This window comes from Mycobacterium sp. 1274761.0, from assembly GCF_001668615.1.
Classification (GTDB): domain Bacteria; phylum Actinomycetota; class Actinomycetes; order Mycobacteriales; family Mycobacteriaceae; genus Mycobacterium.
Window position 1 is genome coordinate 1 of record NZ_LZMC01000092.1, and the last position, 16,345, is coordinate 16,345.

12 protein-coding genes and 1 pseudogene are annotated in these 16,345 nt (G+C 65.7%); 3 read left to right on the forward strand and 10 right to left on the reverse strand.

What is annotated here, in order from left to right; translation table 11 throughout:
- Positions 1-594: pseudogene (locus A5651_RS19325) on the forward strand (DUF2339 domain-containing protein); the annotation flags it as partial.
- A 283-nt stretch (positions 595-877) separates the two neighbouring features.
- Here A5651_RS19325 and A5651_RS19330 read toward each other — a convergent pair.
- From A5651_RS19330 to A5651_RS19350, 5 genes are read right to left on the reverse strand one after another with little or no spacing between them, the layout of a single operon-like run.
- Positions 878-1,531, reverse strand: coding sequence for a response regulator transcription factor (locus A5651_RS19330; protein WP_066984565.1), 654 nt, complete (start codon positions 1,529-1,531; stop codon positions 878-880).
- Positions 1,504-2,634, reverse strand: coding sequence for a MacS family sensor histidine kinase (macS, locus tag A5651_RS19335; RefSeq protein ID WP_231988753.1), 1,131 nt, complete (start codon positions 2,632-2,634; stop codon positions 1,504-1,506). The genes A5651_RS19330 and macS overlap by 28 nt, the downstream gene beginning before the upstream one ends.
- Before the next feature lie 2 nt (positions 2,635-2,636).
- Positions 2,637-3,398 carry an amino acid ABC transporter ATP-binding protein gene (locus tag A5651_RS19340; protein WP_066984568.1) on the reverse strand — a complete coding sequence of 254 codons (762 nt, stop codon included), beginning with the start codon at positions 3,396-3,398 and terminating at the stop codon, positions 2,637-2,639.
- The gene (locus tag A5651_RS19345; protein ID WP_066984571.1) at positions 3,395-4,309 is read right to left on the reverse strand and encodes an amino acid ABC transporter permease; all 915 of its coding nucleotides are present in this window, start codon (positions 4,307-4,309) and stop codon (positions 3,395-3,397) included. Before A5651_RS19345 ends, A5651_RS19340 begins: the two co-directional genes overlap by 4 nt.
- Positions 4,310-4,318: 9 nt before the next feature.
- Complete coding sequence (locus tag A5651_RS19350; protein ID WP_066984574.1) at positions 4,319-5,200, reverse strand: ABC transporter substrate-binding protein; 882 nt, start codon at positions 5,198-5,200, stop codon at positions 4,319-4,321.
- 215 nt (positions 5,201-5,415) lie between these two features.
- Between A5651_RS19350 and A5651_RS19355 the strand changes: the two genes are divergently transcribed.
- On the forward strand, positions 5,416-6,030 hold the full coding sequence (locus tag A5651_RS19355) for an HdeD family acid-resistance protein (RefSeq protein ID WP_082943863.1): 615 nt from the start codon (positions 5,416-5,418) through the stop codon (positions 6,028-6,030).
- The gene (locus A5651_RS19360; protein ID WP_066984576.1) at positions 6,027-6,554 is read left to right on the forward strand and encodes a DUF4190 domain-containing protein; all 528 of its coding nucleotides are present in this window, start codon (positions 6,027-6,029) and stop codon (positions 6,552-6,554) included. Before A5651_RS19355 ends, A5651_RS19360 begins: the two co-directional genes overlap by 4 nt.
- Here the strand turns inward: A5651_RS19360 and A5651_RS19365 are convergent.
- From A5651_RS19365 to gltB, 5 genes are read right to left on the reverse strand one after another with little or no spacing between them, the layout of a single operon-like run.
- A complete protein-coding gene (locus A5651_RS19365; RefSeq protein WP_066984579.1) occupies positions 6,520-7,899 on the reverse strand; it encodes a bifunctional lysylphosphatidylglycerol flippase/synthetase MprF in 1,380 nt (459 codons plus the stop codon). The two genes, A5651_RS19360 and A5651_RS19365, sit on opposite strands and share 35 nt — an antisense overlap.
- Positions 7,900-7,901: 2 nt before the next feature.
- Positions 7,902-8,825, reverse strand: a complete 924-nt coding sequence (locus A5651_RS19370; RefSeq protein WP_082943859.1) for an acyl-CoA thioesterase II — start codon at positions 8,823-8,825, stop codon at positions 7,902-7,904.
- Positions 8,794-10,212, reverse strand: coding sequence for a pyruvate kinase (gene pyk / locus A5651_RS19375; protein ID WP_066984585.1), 1,419 nt, complete (start codon positions 10,210-10,212; stop codon positions 8,794-8,796). The genes A5651_RS19370 and pyk overlap by 32 nt, the downstream gene beginning before the upstream one ends.
- Positions 10,213-10,244: 32 nt before the next feature.
- A complete protein-coding gene (locus tag A5651_RS19380; RefSeq protein ID WP_066984588.1) occupies positions 10,245-11,747 on the reverse strand; it encodes a glutamate synthase subunit beta in 1,503 nt (500 codons plus the stop codon).
- Positions 11,740-16,284, reverse strand: coding sequence for a glutamate synthase large subunit (gene gltB, locus A5651_RS19385; RefSeq protein ID WP_066984591.1), 4,545 nt, complete (start codon positions 16,282-16,284; stop codon positions 11,740-11,742). Before gltB ends, A5651_RS19380 begins: the two co-directional genes overlap by 8 nt.
- Between the last annotated feature and the right edge of the window lie 61 nt (positions 16,285-16,345).

A 16,345-nucleotide genomic window follows, 5' to 3' on the forward strand; every position in this document is an offset into this window, starting at 1 on the left:
CCCCGCGGCCCCCCCCCGCCCGCTCCCCGGGAGCCGCGCGATGCGAATTGGATCGGCAAGGTTCTCGCCGTCGCAGGCGTCGCCGTCACGCTCATAGGCGTCGTCATGCTGCTGGTGCTGGCCGCCCAGGCCGGCATCCTGCGCCCCGAGATCCGTGTCGGTGCGGGCGCTGTGCTGGCCGCGGGCCTCGTCGGTGTCGCGACGCGGCTCAACACCCGGCCCGGGGGACGAGTCGGCGCCATAGCCCTCGCCGCGACCGGCATTGCCGCGGCGTACATGGACGTCATCGCTATCACCACGATCTACGACTGGGTGCCCGCTGCCGCCGGGTTGGTGATCGCGACGCTCATCGGCGGTGGCGGCCTTACCCTGGCCCGGCGCTGGGATTCGCAACACCTCGGTCTGCTCGTGCTGGTGCCGCTGATCGTGCTCGCGCCGATCATCACCGACGGGATCACGATTTTGTTGATCGGGTTCATGCTCGCCATCTCCGCGGTATCCCTGCTGGCTCAGCTTGGCAAGGACTGGCTCTGGCTGCACGCCGCCCGCATCACCGCGCCGACCTTGCCGCTTCTGATCGCGTTGGTGGCGGCAGTGGTGGGGCATAAAAAGCGGCGGGCGGCACATAGTGTTGCGGGACGGGCATGGGAGGTGGCACCGATTGCCATACGGGCTGCGGTGCGGCTAGAGGTTCGGCGAGTACACGGTCGAGTTCGGTCAGGTCGGCCGAGAGCCGGGCAAATTGTGCCGACATCGCGGCGAAGTCCGCCGAGAGCCGGGACACGACGGCATGATGCGGTGCGGTCATGTCGTCATGGTCGCAACGCCGGGGCGACCCGCGGATGAGTAGGACTACCCAAATACGCCGGGCCGGCGGTTATTCATCCAGCCCGTGCTCAATGGCGTAGCGCGCCGCCTCGACCCGGTTGGCGACCTGAAGCTTGCGGAACGTCGCCTGCACATGGTTTTCCACCGTGCGGTGGCTCAACGACAGCCGGGCAGCGATCTGCTTGGCCGTCAGGCCCTTCGCGACATAGCGGAGGATTTCCGTCTCGCGTTCGGTCAGACTCGGCGCGGATTTCGAGTCGGGTCCCTGCGCGATCCGTCGGTACTCCCCCAGCACGAGCCCGGCCAGCCCGGGGGTGAAGACTGCGCGACCCTCGGCGGTCGCCCGCACGGCATCACCGAGTTCGGTCTTCGACGCGCTCTTGACGAGATAGCCTGTCGCCCCAGCCTTCACGGCCTCCAGCACGTCATCGCGTTCGTCGGATGCAGAGAGCACCAGGATCTTCGACGACGGCGACACCGTCAGTACCTCGGCGGTGGCCTTGGCTCCGTCTCCGTCGGGCAGCCGCATGTCCATCACCACGACGTCGGGTTGCACCACCGCGGCCCGCCGACGCGCCGAGGCCACCCCGTCGGCGGTGGCCACCACCGTGAAGCCGTCCTCGGCGAGGTCGCGCGCGACGGCGTCGCGCCAGATCGGATGGTCGTCGACGACCATCACCGTCGGGGTAGCGTCAGTTCCCATTCCGTCCCGCATCCCGGCCCGGTGTTCAGTTTCGCGCTGCCGCCGAGCCAATTCATCCGTCCCACAATTGATTTGGCAATCCCTAACCTGCCCTCTCCGACAGCCTCATCGAGCCGGCCGTCGGCGATCCCGACTCCATCGTCGCGGATGCTCACCGTGACACTGTCGCCGAGGTCCTCCAACAACACATAGGCGCGTGCGTCGTGGCCCGCGTGCGCTGCCACGTTGTCGAGAACATTTCCCGCTGCAGCGCAGAACTCCTCGGCGACAGCGGCGGCCAGCAACACCGGCTCGGCGGGCACGCTCACCGACACTCGGTCCGAGGCACGCCGTCGCAGCAGGGCACCGACATCGGTCAGCCCGCCGGCAGGTGGCTCGGCGTCCGCGCTGCTGACCAGGCGCCGCAGCGCGCGCTCCTGCTCGCCGGCTAGCTCTGCCAGTTCCGCTGTCGGACCGCCGATCTCGCGACCGCGACGAGACACCAGCGCAAGCACCTGGATGGCGCCGTCGTGAACCTGGCGGGACAGCCGTTCGCGCTCCTCGGTTCTGGCCGCCAGCCGCGCGGCATGTTCCAGATCGGCGTGAGCGCGGCGGGCAGTCTGCGCGGCCATCCCGACTCCGAGTCCGACGGCCAGTTCGATGACCACTGTCGCGTTGCGCCCGAGGTCGTAGTTCAACACGCCTTTCGCGATGGTGCTTGCGGCGACGAGGACAACGCCGCTTAGCATGCCGTAGATCGGTCCCAGCAGGATGGCCGCCGAGATCGTCGCGTTGGTGGCCCACAGTGTGGTGGGCCAGGTTTGGTTGTTCAGCGCCCACTGGTCGGAGGCGACGAATTCGGTCGAAAGCATCAGCGCCACCACCACGACGAGTTCGGCCGCCACCCAACCCACTCGGCGGCCGAACCCTTTCAGATAGCCGACCGCGCAGCCGATGCTCCAGCCGATGAGGACCGCGAACAGCAGCCATCCGATCGCGGGACGGTCGAGGTCACTGCTGACGGCGATGTGAAAGCCGAGTGCGTAAATGCAACTGAGCAACCGGAATACCTGCGCGGCCCGCCACAGCGGGGCGGCCGGGTCCGGTGTCACTGCCCGTGTCAACGCTAGAGCACCTTGGACAGAAACGCCTTCGTGCGTTCGTGCTGGGGCCTGCCGAGCACCTCACGCGGCGGTCCGCTCTCCACGACGATGCCGCCGTCCATGAACACCATCTGGTCGGCGACCTCACGGGCGAAGCCCATCTCGTGCGTCACCACCACCATCGTCATGCCTTCTTCAGCGAGCTTTTTCATCACCGAGAGCACCTCGCCGACGAGTTCGGGGTCCAGTGCGGAGGTGGGCTCGTCGAACAGCATCAGCTTCGGGTCCATCGCCAACGCTCGGGCGATCGCGACGCGCTGCTGCTGTCCGCCCGACAGCTGCGCGGGATAGGCGTCGGCCTTGTCCGCCAGCCCCACCTGGTTCAGCAGATCCTTCCCCCGTGCAATTGCATCGTCCTTCTTGACGCGTTTGACGTGAACCGGCGCTTCGATCACGTTCTCCAGCGCCGTGCGATGCGGGAACAGGTTGAAATGTTGGAACACCATGCCGATTTCGCGGCGCTGCCTGGCCGCGACACGCGGTGAGATCTCGTGGAGCTTGCCACCGACTTCGCGATAGCCGATCAGGTCACCGTCGACATACAGCCGGCCCGCGTTGACCTGTTCCAGATGATTGATGCAGCGCAGGAACGTCGATTTGCCCGAACCCGACGGCCCGACCATGCACATCACTTCACCCTTGCCGACCTCGAGTGTGATGCCCTTCAACACTTGCAGGGCACCGAAGTTCTTGCACACCCCCTGTGCGGCCACCATGGGGGTCATAGGCTTGGGTTTTCCATCTGCGCCTTCGCCAGCGCCTCAAGCTGTCTGGAGGTCAGTTTCCGGCTGGCGCCGCGCGAGTAGTAGCGCTCCAGGTAGTACTGCCCCACCATCAGGACACTGGTGATGACGAGGTACCAGGCGGCGGCGACCAACGCCAGCGGCACGGGTTCGAATTCCCGGGCGGCGATTTCGCGCATCGCGATGCTGTACAGGTCGTAGCTGTAGGGCACCGCGGTCACCAGCGATGTGGTCTTCAGCATGCTGATGACCTCGTTGCCGGTCGGGGGGATGATGACACGCATCGCCTGCGGAAGAACGGTGCGGCGCATCGTCATCCGCCACGACATGCCCAACGCGACGGATGCCTCGGATTGGCCCTCGGGCACGGAATTGATTCCGGCACGGATGATTTCGGCCATATATGCGGCCTCGTTGAGAGCAAGACCGAGCATGGCCAGGATGAAGTAGTTCGGGTCGGTGAGATGGATCTCCAGCAGCCTCGGGCCAAACGGGACACCGAGGTGAATGTTGCGGTAGATCGTGGGAATCAGTCCCCAGAACGCCAATTGCACATAGATGGGCGTGCCGCGAAAGATCCACAGGTAGACCCAGGACACCGACGTGAAGACAGGGTTCGGCGACAGCCTCATCACCGCGAGGAGCACGCCCAGCACAATGGCCAGCACCATCGAGGTGACCGTGAGCAGTAGGGTGATTCCGACACCGGTGAGGATCCGCTCATTGAAGAAGTATTCGGCGAACACCGACCAGCGATAGAGCGGGTTGGTCGCGGCTCCGTAGACGAACAGCGCAACAAGGATGACGATGACGACGGCCGTCACCCATCGCCACGGATGGCGCAGTGGGACAGCGTCGATCGCGGTGGCCGACGGCGCGTCGACATCAGTCATGGTGGCTGCCTAATTGATCGCGCCATTGATGACCGGCTTGTCGATCATCCCGGTTTCGACACCCCAGTTGGTGGCGATGGTCTTGTAGGTGCCGTTCTGGATCAGGTGCTCGAGCGCCTGTTTGAGCGACTGCCCCAACGGCGAGCCCTTCTTCACTGGCCAGCCATATGGTGCGGAGCCGAAGATTTCGCCTGCGGCTTCCAGCTTTCCGTTCGTCCCCTTGATCGCATACGCAGTTACTGGGGAGTCGGCCGACATCGCGTCAACCTGGCCGACCACCACGGCGTTGGTCGCCGCATCCTGTGAGTCGAACTTCACGATGTCGATAGGCGGCTTACCCGCATCCGTGCACGCCTTGCTCTTGGCGGGCAGTTCCTCGGTGTCCTCGGTCGTCGTGGCCTGCACCGCCACCTTCTTGCCGCAGGCGTTGTTCGGATCAATCGGTTCACCAGGCCTTTGCGCCCACAGGATGCCCGCCGAGAAGTACGTGACGAAGTCGACCGCCTGCTCGCGCTCCTTGGTGTCGGTGAACGACGACATTCCGACGTTGAAGGTGTCGCCCTGAATGGACGGGATGATCTTGGCGAAGTCGGCTTCGCGGTACTCCGCCTCCAGACCGAGCGTCGCGGCGATCGCGTTCATCAGGTCGACGTCGAAACCGACCAACTTGCCGCTGGGGTCCTTGAACTCGTTCGGCTTGTACGGGATGTTGACGCCGACAATCAATTTGCCCGACGACTTGATCGCTTCGGGAACGGTGTTGGCAATCGTGTCGACCTTTTCGGCAGACGGGGCCGCGGGGGTTGTGTCATGGTGCTCTTCGTGCTTGCTCGAACATCCCGACACCGCAAGGACGCCGGCGACCGTAAACACCGTCGCTGCGCGCCACAACTTCCCCCGACAGATTTCCCATCCACCTAGCACGGTTGCCTCGACTTTCCGTTGGGTGTTTAACGTAGGGAAGATTAATGGCGGGGGCCCCATTGCGCCGCGCTTCGGCCTATTGTGCTGGCAGGCCCAATTTCCCGCGAGTTTGCTTGCAAACTCTCGTATGCCGGTATGCGCTGTGAAACACTTTGACTATGACTACTGAAGCTCCTCCGGCACTGTTGCCACACCTCTGGAAGTCGGCGTTGCTCTCCGGGCTGCTGGCTGTTGTCCTCGGCGCCTTCGTCCTTGCGTGGCCGGCCAAGTCGATTCTGGTCGCTGCCATCGTGTTTGGGGCGTATCTGCTGGTGACCGGCATCGCTCAGGTCATCATGGCGTTCAGCCTCCACGTGAACGCGGGCGGGCGGGTCCTGCTGTTCATCAGCGGAGCCGCGGCGCTGGTCCTCGCCGTGTTCGCGTTCCGCCATTTCGGTGAGGGCTATGCGATTTTGCTGCTGGCCATCTGGATCGGCGTCGGGTTCGTCTTCCGCGGTGTAGCGACGACGGTGGCGGCCGTCAGCGACCCCACCCTGCCGGGTCGGGCGTGGAACATCTTCATCGGCGTCATCAGCCTCATCGCGGGTGTGGTGGTGATCGCCTCACCGTTCGAGTCGATTGTCACCCTGGCCATCGTGGTGGGCGTGTGGCTGGTCGTCCTCGGAGTGTTCGAGATCGTGTCGGCGTTCGGCATCCGCAAGGCCGCCAAGGCGGGACGACCCGCTTCACCTGCTCCATCTGCCGCGGCCCCTGACACCGCCACACCGTCCGCGCCTGCCGACTCGCCGACGCCATGACCGAACCGCAGCAGCCGCAGCCGCCCCATTACCCGCAATATCCGCAATACCCGCCGCCGCAGCCGCCGGGCGGCGCCTACCCGGGCAGCTATCCCCCGCCGCCGCCGCAGCCCTATTCGGGCTACACCCCGCCGCCGGTCGCGCCGAAGAACGGGTTGGGCCTCGCCTCCCTGGTCGTCGCGATCGTCGCGCTGATCTCGGTGTTCGGCGGCGTCGTGCTCGGCATCGTCGCGGTGATCCTCGGCATCCTCGGCTGGCAGCGCGCCCGCCGCGGGGAAGCCACGAACGGCGGCATTGCGATCGCGGGCATCGTGCTGGGCGTCCTCAGCATCATCGAGGCGGTGGTTGTCATCGCCTTGTCCGTGTGGGCCTTCAACGAGGTGGGCGGCTCTGACTACATGGACTGCCTGTCGCGGGCGGGTTCAGACCAAGAGGCCGTTCAGCGCTGCGCCGACCAGTTCCAGGACCGCGTCGAAAACCAGTTCAGCGTCACGTTGACGACGCCTGCCGCACCGACGCGCTAGTCAAATGCCGTCGCCGCGGCATGAACTCGAGCGACAAAAGCACGATCAGCAGCGGCACCAACTGGGTGAGTGTCGCCATCACGTAGCGCCGGTCGCCGAGCGTGTGGAATTTGCGTAGGTAGCGGTACAGCGACTCGAGCGCGATGAGCGGGTCGCCCAGGTGGACCGCGGTGAAGACAAGGCTGCGGGTCAGGTTGCGGTTCTTGTCGGTGAAGATTTCGGGGAACGCGGCGAAGGCAAGCGAGAGCCGTTGCGCGCCTCGCTCTTTGGCTATCGCGATCATGTCGACGGTGAGCCGCTCGTCGATGCCGTTGGGCGCGCCGCGTCGCCGCCACGGCACGTCCAGGGAAACCTCGCTGCCGCCGCCCGCGGTGGCGTAGCGGTGAAAACCTTGCACGCGGCCGACCTTGTCGCGAGCGACGATCAACGAGACACCGGGATACCGGCCTTCGAGCGCCCCGTCGAGGCACATCGAGAAACCTCGCTCGGTACGGGCCCCCCGCGGGGAGGTGAGGATCACGTCGGTGAGCTCGGCGAGCAGACCGGCGCTGAGGCCTTGTTCGTCAACGACTTCGGTCGTGACACCGAAGTTCTTGGTGCGCTGCACGGCCTGGCGGAGGTTGCGGTACTTCCTGCCGACCATGTCGAACGTCGCTACGTCGATGACGACGTCGCGTCCGATGGGCACGGCGGTCAGCTTCCTGCCGAACACGACGGAGTCCGTCCAGAGGGCCACCCGTCGTTGACTGCATCCGAGCACCACGATGCGCCACCCGCGGGTATGGCACATGGCGGCGAAATCGGCGACCAGCACAGGGAATCGGTCCTCGTTGCCGATCGGATCCCCGCTGACCACCGCGAATCCCAGTCGGGTGCGGTAGGCGACCGCGGCGGTGCCGTCAGCGCTGAAGTGGTAACACTTAGACGCCTGCATGGCGAACGGTGCCAGCGGATCATTGGCGGTGGCGGCCACCAACGCAAAGATCCTCGGTAAGTCGGCCGGGTTGGGACGCGCCGACGTCGGCGCCATCAGCACGACCGCCGAGGCGACCAGCAGTAGGTTGCCGAGCAAATCGAACGCCAGGAACACGGCCGCGATGCCGACAACACACACCGCCAACGCCGCCGTCGCGTGCCCGGCGGTGACGGGCCTGCCAAGGAAGATGCCGCGGGCGATCAGGACGACGGCGGTCAGAATGGTCAGCGACCAGGCGAAGTCCTTGTGCAACAAGAACAACCACGCCGACAGGCTCAGCACCGCCAGCGCGCTGATCCACCGGGCCGCCGGCGAGTCGACGTGGACGACCACCCGCTCGCGGACCCGAAGACCAGTTGCCACCTTCATCGCTACCCACCCGGGAAGTACTTGATTATGCCTTCCTGCACTACGGTAGCGACGATCTGGCCGGTTTGGTCGAAGAAATGCCCAGTTCCCAGCCCGCGTGATTCGGCCGCCACCGGCGAAGACGTGGAATAGAGCACCCACTCGTCGAACCGGAACGGACGATGGAACCACACCGAATGGTTCACGGTGGCAGCAAAGATGCGGTCGTAGCCCCACGACAACCCGTGGGTGGTGATGATGGAGTCGAGCACCGTGGTGTCCGAGGAGTACACCAACGCCGCCGAATGCAGCACCGGGTCTTCAGGCATCGGCCCGTCGGCCTTGAGCCACACCCGGTTGTAGTCGAGCCGCTCCCCCTTGTGCCGCATCACCCAGGCCGGATCGTTGGTGTAGCGCCACTCGATGGGCCTGAGTGCCTCCACGAAATGCGGCACCGTCTTTTCGTAGCCGACGAGCAGGTCGTCGATCCTCGGCAGCGACAAAGGATCTGGCACAGCCGGGCATTCGATGCCGTGCTCGAGCCCGCGCCCGCCGTCGACGTAGGAGACCATCGCCGTGGTCAGCAGCTCGCCGCCTTGCATGACATCGACGCGGCGATTGGCAAAGCGGCGTTCGTCGCGCAGCCGCACAACCTGAAACTCGAGATCCTTGGCGGGATCGCCGCCGGCGATGAAATGCGCGGAGATCGCCCCTGGGGGCAGGTGACGGTCGAGAGTACGGCTGGCGGCTACGAAAGCCTGCGCCATCATCTGGCCGCCGAACGTGCGGGGCGGGTTCTTGCTGGGGTGCGACCCCATGAACGTGGCCTCATCGATGCGGTTGAGGTGCAGTACCGCCAGCAACTCCTCGAAATCGCTCGGCAGCACAATTCCCCTTACCTCGGCGATGATCGCCCTAGACGTCGTCCTCCCCGATCCGGTGTACATGGATCAGGTTGGTCGAGCCTACTGTGCCGGGCGGAGCGCCAGCGATGACGACAACCAGGTCGCCCCGCTTGTAGCGGCCGAGCTCGAGCAGGGACTTGTCGACCTGGCGGATCATCCCGTCGGTGGTCTGGATGTGCGGCACGATGAACGTCTCGGTGCCCCAACTCAATGCCAGCTGGCTGCGCACCTCCGGCAGCGACGTGAAGGCCAGCAGGGGCAGCGGTGTATGCAGCCGCGCCAGCCGGCGCACCGTGTCGCCGGACTGCGTATAGGCGACCAGTGCCTTGGCGTCCAGCCGCTCGCCGATATCGCGCGCGGCATACGAGATCACGCCGCGCTTGGTTCTGGGCACGTGGGTCAGCGGCGGCACCACCACCGAGTTCTCTTCTACCGCGCTGATGATGCGGGCCATGGTCTTGACGGCCTCGAGCGGATACTTGCCGACGGACGTCTCACCGGAGAGCATCACCGCATCCGCGCCGTCGAGAACCGCGTTGGCGACGTCGGAAGCCTCGGCACGCGTCGGCCGGGAATGCTCGATCATCGACTCCAGCATCTGCGTGGCAACGATGACGGGTTTGGCGTTCTCCCTTGCCATTTGGATGGCACGCTTCTGAACCAGAGGCACTTCCTCCAACGGCAGTTCAACACCGAGGTCGCCGCGCGCCACCATGATCGCGTCGAACGCCAGCACGATGGCCTCGAGATTGTCGACGGCTTCCGGCTTCTCCAGCTTGGCGATGACCGGTACACGACGTCCGACACGGTCCATCACCTCGTGCACCAGCTCGACGTCGGCGGGTGACCGGACGAACGACAACGCCACGAGGTCGACTCCGAGCCGGAGCGCGAACTCGAGATCTTCGATGTCCTTCTCTGACAGCGCGGGCACCGAGACGTTCATGCCGGGCATCGACAGCCCTTTGTTGTTGCTGACCGGTCCGCCTTCGGTGACCGTGCAGACGACATCGTTGCCGTCGATGTGGTCGACGGTCAGGCCGACATTGCCGTCGTCAACTAGCAACCGGTCGCCGGGAGCAGCGTCTTGCGCAAGTTGCTTGTACGTCGTGGAGACGCGGTCGTGGTTGCCCTCGCAGTCGTCGACGGTGATGCGCACGGTTTCGCCGTTGGCCCAGTAGGTCGGCCCGCCGGCGAATCGACCGAGCCGGATCTTCGGCCCTTGCAGATCGGCCAGGATTCCGACAGCGCGGCCCGTCGCATCGGAGGCGGCACGTACCCGCTTGTAATGCGCCTCGTGGTCGGAGTATTCACCGTGGCTGAAGTTCAGCCGAGCGACATCCATTCCGGCCTCGACCAGAGCCCGGACCACGTGGTCTTCGCTGGTCGCCGGGCCGAGAGTGCAGACGATCTTTCCGCGTCTAGTCACGATTTCTGAGCATAGTCGGAATCGATGACCTGTCATGCGACCGCGAGTGGCAGCGCACCCGGCAGCACCGGCGCCGGCAGATCTGATTCGCCCATCAGATAGGCATCGACGGCGTGGGCCGCGCTTCGCCCTTCGGCGATCGCCCAGACGATCAGCGACGCGCCGCGACGGGCGTCACCACAGACAAACACACCCGGCGCGGTGGTCTGCCAGTCCGAACCGCACGACAGCGCTCCGCGACCGTTCAGCTCGAGCCCGAGCCCATCGAGCAGCGCCATGTGCTCGACGCCGTCGAACCCGATGGCCAGCAATGCGAGGTCGCAGGGAATCTGCATCGATTCGCCCACCGGCGTGATGTGCCTGCGGCCGGATGCCTCGCGGGTGACCCGCACCTCGGCGATCTCCATCGCCCGGACGTGACCGGTGTCGTCTCCGATGAACCGCTGCACCGCGACCTCGTAACGGCGGGCACCGCCCTCGGCATGTGCAGGTGACATGCGCAGCACCAGCGGCCACGTCGGCCACGGCGACAGCGAATCGTCTCGGTACTGCGGCGGCTCCGGGTTGTAGTCGAGCTGGGTCACCGACGCGGCGCCCTGGCGGTGGGCGGTGCCGAGGCAGTCGGCGCCGGTGTCGCCGCCGCCGATGATCACGACGTGCTTGCCCTTGGCCGACAGCGGTGACGGGCCATCGCCTTCGCACTCCCGGTTGGCGGGCACGAGGTGTTCCATCGCAAGGTGGACTCCGTCGAGGTGGCGTCCTTCGACGTCGTTGTCCCTACCGCGCAACGCTCCGACCGCGAGCACCACGGTGTCATGCCGCTCACGCAACTGCTCGACCGAAAGGTCGATTCCGACTTCGCACTCGGTGACGAAACGGGTTCCCTCTGCCCGCATTTGGGCCAGCCGCTGGTTGAGGACCGCCTTCTCCAGCTTGTATTCGGGGATGCCGTAACGCATCAGGCCGCCCAACCGGTCATCGCGTTCATAGACCGTGACGTTGTGCCCGGCGCGGGTAAGTTGTTGGGCGGCGGCCAATCCGGCCGGACCCGAGCCGACCACGGCGACGCTCTTGCCGGTCGAGATGGCGGCGGGCTGCGGCTCGACGTTGCCGTCCATCCACGCGTGATCGGCGATGGTCTGCTCGATCCGCTTGATCGTGACGCTGCCGCCGGTCTTGTCCTCGGCTATCGACAGCACGCAGGCGGCTTCGCAGGGCGCCGGACACAGCCGCCCGGTGAACTCAGGGAAGTTGTTGGTGGCATGCAGCCGGTCGCTGGCGGCTTCCCACCGTCCGCGGCGCACCAGGTCGTTCCACTCCGGGATGAGGTTTCCCAGCGGGCAGCCGGCAGTTCCTGAGTGGCAGAACGGGATTCCGCAATCCATACACCGGCGCGCCTGTTGGGACACTTCGCCGGCCCGCTGCTGCGGGTCTTGTTGTTCGTAGACCTCGCGCCAGTCTCCGACGCGCTCGTCGACGGGCCGCTTAGCGGCTTCGACCTTGGGTACCTCGAGGAATCCATGCGGGTCAGCCACGGCTTGCCTCCATGATGGCGGTGTCGACGTCGCGTCCCTCGGCCCTGGCCATCCTGGTCGCGGTCAGCACGCGCTGATAGTCGGTGGGCATGATCTTGGTGAATTGGGCACTGCGCCTTGGCCAGTCGGACAGCACCGAGGCCGCAACGGTGCTTCCGGTGAGCCGGGCGTGACGGGCGATCACGTCGCGTAGCCAGGTGAAGTCCTCGGGGTCCGGCCGCTGCAACTCGACCATCTCGGTGTTGACCATCGCAGGGTCCAGTCCGAGCACGAACGCGATACCGCCGGACATTCCCGCGGCCATGTTGCGCCCGGTCGGCCCGAGAACCACGACGCGGCCGCCGGTCATGTATTCGCAGGCGTGGTCACCGACACCTTCGGTGACGGCCAGTGCGCCGGAGTTGCGGGCACAGAAGCGCTCCCCCACCCGGCCACGGAGGAACACCTCGCCGGACGTGGCGCCGAACACCAGCGTGTTGCCGGCGATCACGTGGTCTTCCGGAAGGAACAACACGTCGTCGGGGGGCCGGACGATCACGCGGCCGCCCGAAAGTCCCTTGCCGACATAGTCGTTGGCGTCGCCGATCAGATCGAGGGTGACCCCCGGCGGCAGAAATGCGCCGATGGACTGGCCCGCAGAGCCGCTGAGCGTTATGTGAATGGTGTCGTCGGGCAGGCCCTTTGCCCCGTATCGGCGGGTGATCTCGGCGCCGAGCATGGTCCCGACCGTGCGGTTGACGTTGCGCACCGGCAGCTCCAGCCGCACCGGGTGGGCGTCTTCGAGCGCTCCCTCGGCGAGCTGGATCAGCGTCTGATCAAGCGCCTGATCCAACGCGTGGTACTGCTCGCGGACGCAACGGCGCACCGTCTGCGCCGGGTCGTGGGCATTGTTCGCCTGGGCGAAGATCGGCGACAGGTCGAGACCCTTTGCCTTCCAGTGGGCCACGCCGTCGGCGGTATCGAGCATCTCGACGTGGCCAACCGCTTCGTCGATGCTGCGGAAGCCGAGGTCGGCGAGGTAGCGCCGGATGTCCTCGGCGATGAACCGGAAGTAGTTCTCCACGAATTCCGGCTTGCCGTTAAACCGCGCCCGCAGCTCGGGATTCTGGGTGGCGACCCCGACCGGGCAGGTGTCGAGGTGGCATACCCGCATCATGATGCAGCCGGACACCACCAACGGTGCGGTGGCGAAACCGAACTCCTCGGCTCCTAACAGCATCGCTACGACGACGTCACGGGCGGTGCGCATCCCGCCGTCGCATTGCACGGTGATTCGGTCGCGCAACCCATTGAGGATCAGCGTCTGCTGCGTGTCGGCCAGTCCGATCTCCCATGGCGCGCCCGCATGTTTGAGCGACGTCAGCGGCGCCGCTCCGGTGCCGCCGTCATACCCGGAGATCAGCACCACGTCGGCGTGCGCTTTGGACACGCCTGCTGCGACCGTGCCCACACCCACCGAGCTGACCAGCTTGACGTGGATGCGCGCATCGGAGTTGGCGTTCTTCAGGTCGTGGATGAGCTGCGCGAGGTCTTCGATCGAATAGATGTCGTGATGCGGCGGTGGCGAAATGAGCCCCACGCCCGGTGTCGAATGACGGGTCTTGGCGATGTTCGGGTAGACCTTGTAGCCCGGTAGCTGGCCGCCCTCACCCGGTTTGGCGCCTTGGGCCATCTTTATCTGGATGTCCGAGGCGTTGACCAGGTAGTCGCTGGTGACACCGAAGCGGCCGGACGCCACCTGTTTGACGGCGCTGCGCCTGCGCGGATCGTAGAGCCGGTCGGTGTCCTCGCCGCCCTCACCGGAGTTCGACCGCCCGCCAAGGTTATTCATGGCGATCGCCATGGTCTCGTGCGCCTCGGCCGAGATCGATCCGTAGCTCATCGCACCGGTGTTGAACCGCTTGACGATCGACTCGACGGGTTCGACCTCATCGAGAGCCACCGGCGACCGCACGCCCTTCTTCAACTCGAACAGTCCGCGCAGCGTGCCACCCTCGCGGGACAGCCGGTCGACTTCGTCGGAGTACTGCCGGAAGATGTCGTATCGCCCGGTCCTGGTGGAATGCTGCAGAAGGAACACCACTTCGGGCGTGAAGAGATGAAGCTCGCCCTCCCGCCGGAAGGCGTATTCGCCGCCGACATCGAGCCGGCGGTGCACGCGTTCGGTCGGGTTATCCGGATACGCTCGGCGGTGCCGTAGCTTGACCTCTTCGGCGATCACGTCCAGACCGACTCCGCCGATTTGGCTCGGTGTGCCACTGAAGTACTCGTCGACCACGCTCCTGTCGAGGCCGATCGCCTCGAAGGCCTGCGCGGCGGTGTAGGACGCAACGGTAGAAATGCCCATCTTGCTCATCACCTTGATCACGCCCTTGCTGAGCGCCTTGAGGTAATTTCGCACCGCCGCAGCGGTTTCGATGCCGGTGAGCTCGCCCTCGCACACCAGGTCCTCAATGGACTCGAACGCCAGGTACGGGTTGACCGCGGCCGCACCGAACCCGATCAGCATCGCGATGTGGTGCACCTCGCGGGCGTCACCGCTTTCCACGACCAGGGCGACAGATGTGCGCTTCTTCGTGCGTACCAGCTGGTGGTGCACGGCCGACACCGCAAGCAGCGACGGGATCGGGGCGCGGGTGTGGTCGGAGTCGCGATCGGAGATGACCAGCGTGCGAGCGCCTTTAGCGATCGCCTCACAGGCCTGGATGCGCAGTTCCTCGATGGCCTCGGCCAGTCCCCCACCGCCGCGCTCGACGTCATAGAGCGCGCGCAGCACCACTGTGCACAGACCGGGATGTTCGCCGTCGTCGTTGATGTGGACGATCTTGTTGAGCTCGTCGTTGTCGAGCACCGGCCACGCCAGCTTGATCTGCCGGCACGACGCCGCAGACGGTTCGAGCAGGTTCTGTTCGGGACCCATGACGCGTGCCATCGACGTGACGACAGCCTCGCGGATAGCGTCCAGCGGCGGGTTGGTGACTTGGGCGAAGAGCTCGACGAAGTAGTCGTAGAGCAGCCGGGGGCGATGCGAGAGCACAGCGGTCGGGGTATCGGTACCCATCGACCCCAACGGCTCGGCACCCGATGCGGCCATCGGCGTCAACAGGGTTCGCAGATCCTCTTCGGTGTAGCCGAACGCGATCTGACGCCGGACGACCGTTTCGTGGGGGGACTGTGCCCGCACACGGTCGGGCAGCGTCTTGAGGTCGAGAAGCCCGGCGTGCAGCCACTCGCCGTAGGGCTGTGCGGCCGCCAGTTCGGACTTGATCTCCTCGTCGGGGACGATGCGTCCCGCGTCGGTGTCGACGAGGAACATCTTGCCGGGCTCGAGCCGGCCCTTCGCCACGATCTGCGCCGACGGCACATCGAGCACACCGGCTTCGCTGGCCAGGATGACGCGGTCGTCGATGGTGCGCCACCACCGACCCGGCCGTAAACCGTTGCGGTCCAATACCGCTCCGACAACCGTGCCGTCGGTGAATGTGACGCAGGCAGGTCCGTCCCACGGTTCCATCAGCGAGGCGTGGAACTGCCAGAAGTCACGCTGCGCCGCGGGCAGGGATGTGTTGTTCTCCCACGCTTCGGGAATCATCATCAGCACGGCGTGCGGAAGGCTACGTCCGCCGAGGTGCAGCAGCTCGAGAACCTGGTCGAACGACGCCGAATCGGAAGCGTCCGGTGTGCAGATCGGCGACAGTCGCGCGAGATCGCCGGGGATGACGCTGCTGGCGAGCATCGCCTCGCGGGCGTGCATGCGGTTGCGGTTGCCGCGCACGGTATTGATCTCGCCGTTGTGAGCGACAAAGCGAAATGGATGCGCCAACGGCCAGGACGGGAATGTGTTGGTGGAGAACCGGCTGTGCACGATCGCGATCGCGCTCATACATCGTTCGTCGCGGAGGTCTGGAAAGTACTGCGGGAGTTGAGCTGTCGTCAGCATGCCTTTGTAGGCGATGGTCCGGCTCGACAGCGACGGAAAGTAGACGTTGCCCGTCGAGGCCCTCTTGCGGACCGGGTATACCCGGCGGTCCAGATCGATGCCACCGGCGCGGTCAGATGTGGCCAGGAAGATCTGCGCCATATACGGCATGCAGCCCAGCGCGGCGGCACCCAGGTCGGCGCCCTCGGGGTCAACGGGCAGGTCGCGCCAGCCGAGAACCTCCAGCCCTTCCTCGGCGGCGATGGCCTCGATCCGCTGGCGAGCTGCCGTCCGCTCGGCGGAATCCTGCGGCAGGAAGCAGATTCCGGCCGCGAAGGCATTGCAGCCCTCGTCAGTCGGGGCTGGCAATTCGAAGTCGACGACCTCGCGGAAGAGTTCGGTCGGCAGCTGGATGAGGATGCCTGCGCCGTCACCACTGTTCGTTTCGGCACCAGCGGCGCCGCGATGATCTAGATGTTCGAGGGCGACGAGTCCGTCGGCGACGATGGCGTGCGACCGTCTGCCCTGAATGTCGGTGATCATCGCGACACCGCACGAGTCGGACTCGCGCAGCGGGTCATAGAGGCCTTGGGCAGGCGGCAATGCCGAGAACAACACTGGGATTGACCTCCGCAGTCTGGGAAATTCTTCGTCCGGGACTGCAGCGGCCCGCAAAAGG

Coding starts and splice junctions, on each gene's coding strand:
- A5651_RS19330 (WP_066984565.1), bottom strand. CDS start 1,531: ATGGGAACTGACGCTACCCCGACGGTGATGGTCGTCGACGACCATCCG.
- A5651_RS19365 (WP_066984579.1), bottom strand. CDS start 7,899: ATGAAGGTGGCAACTGGTCTTCGGGTCCGCGAGCGGGTGGTCGTCCAC.
- A5651_RS19340 (WP_066984568.1), bottom strand. CDS start 3,398: ATGACCCCCATGGTGGCCGCACAGGGGGTGTGCAAGAACTTCGGTGCC.
- A5651_RS19360 (WP_066984576.1), top strand. CDS start 6,027: ATGACCGAACCGCAGCAGCCGCAGCCGCCCCATTACCCGCAATATCCG.
- A5651_RS19370 (WP_082943859.1), bottom strand. CDS start 8,825: ATGTACACCGGATCGGGGAGGACGACGTCTAGGGCGATCATCGCCGAG.
- A5651_RS19345 (WP_066984571.1), bottom strand. CDS start 4,309: ATGACTGATGTCGACGCGCCGTCGGCCACCGCGATCGACGCTGTCCCA.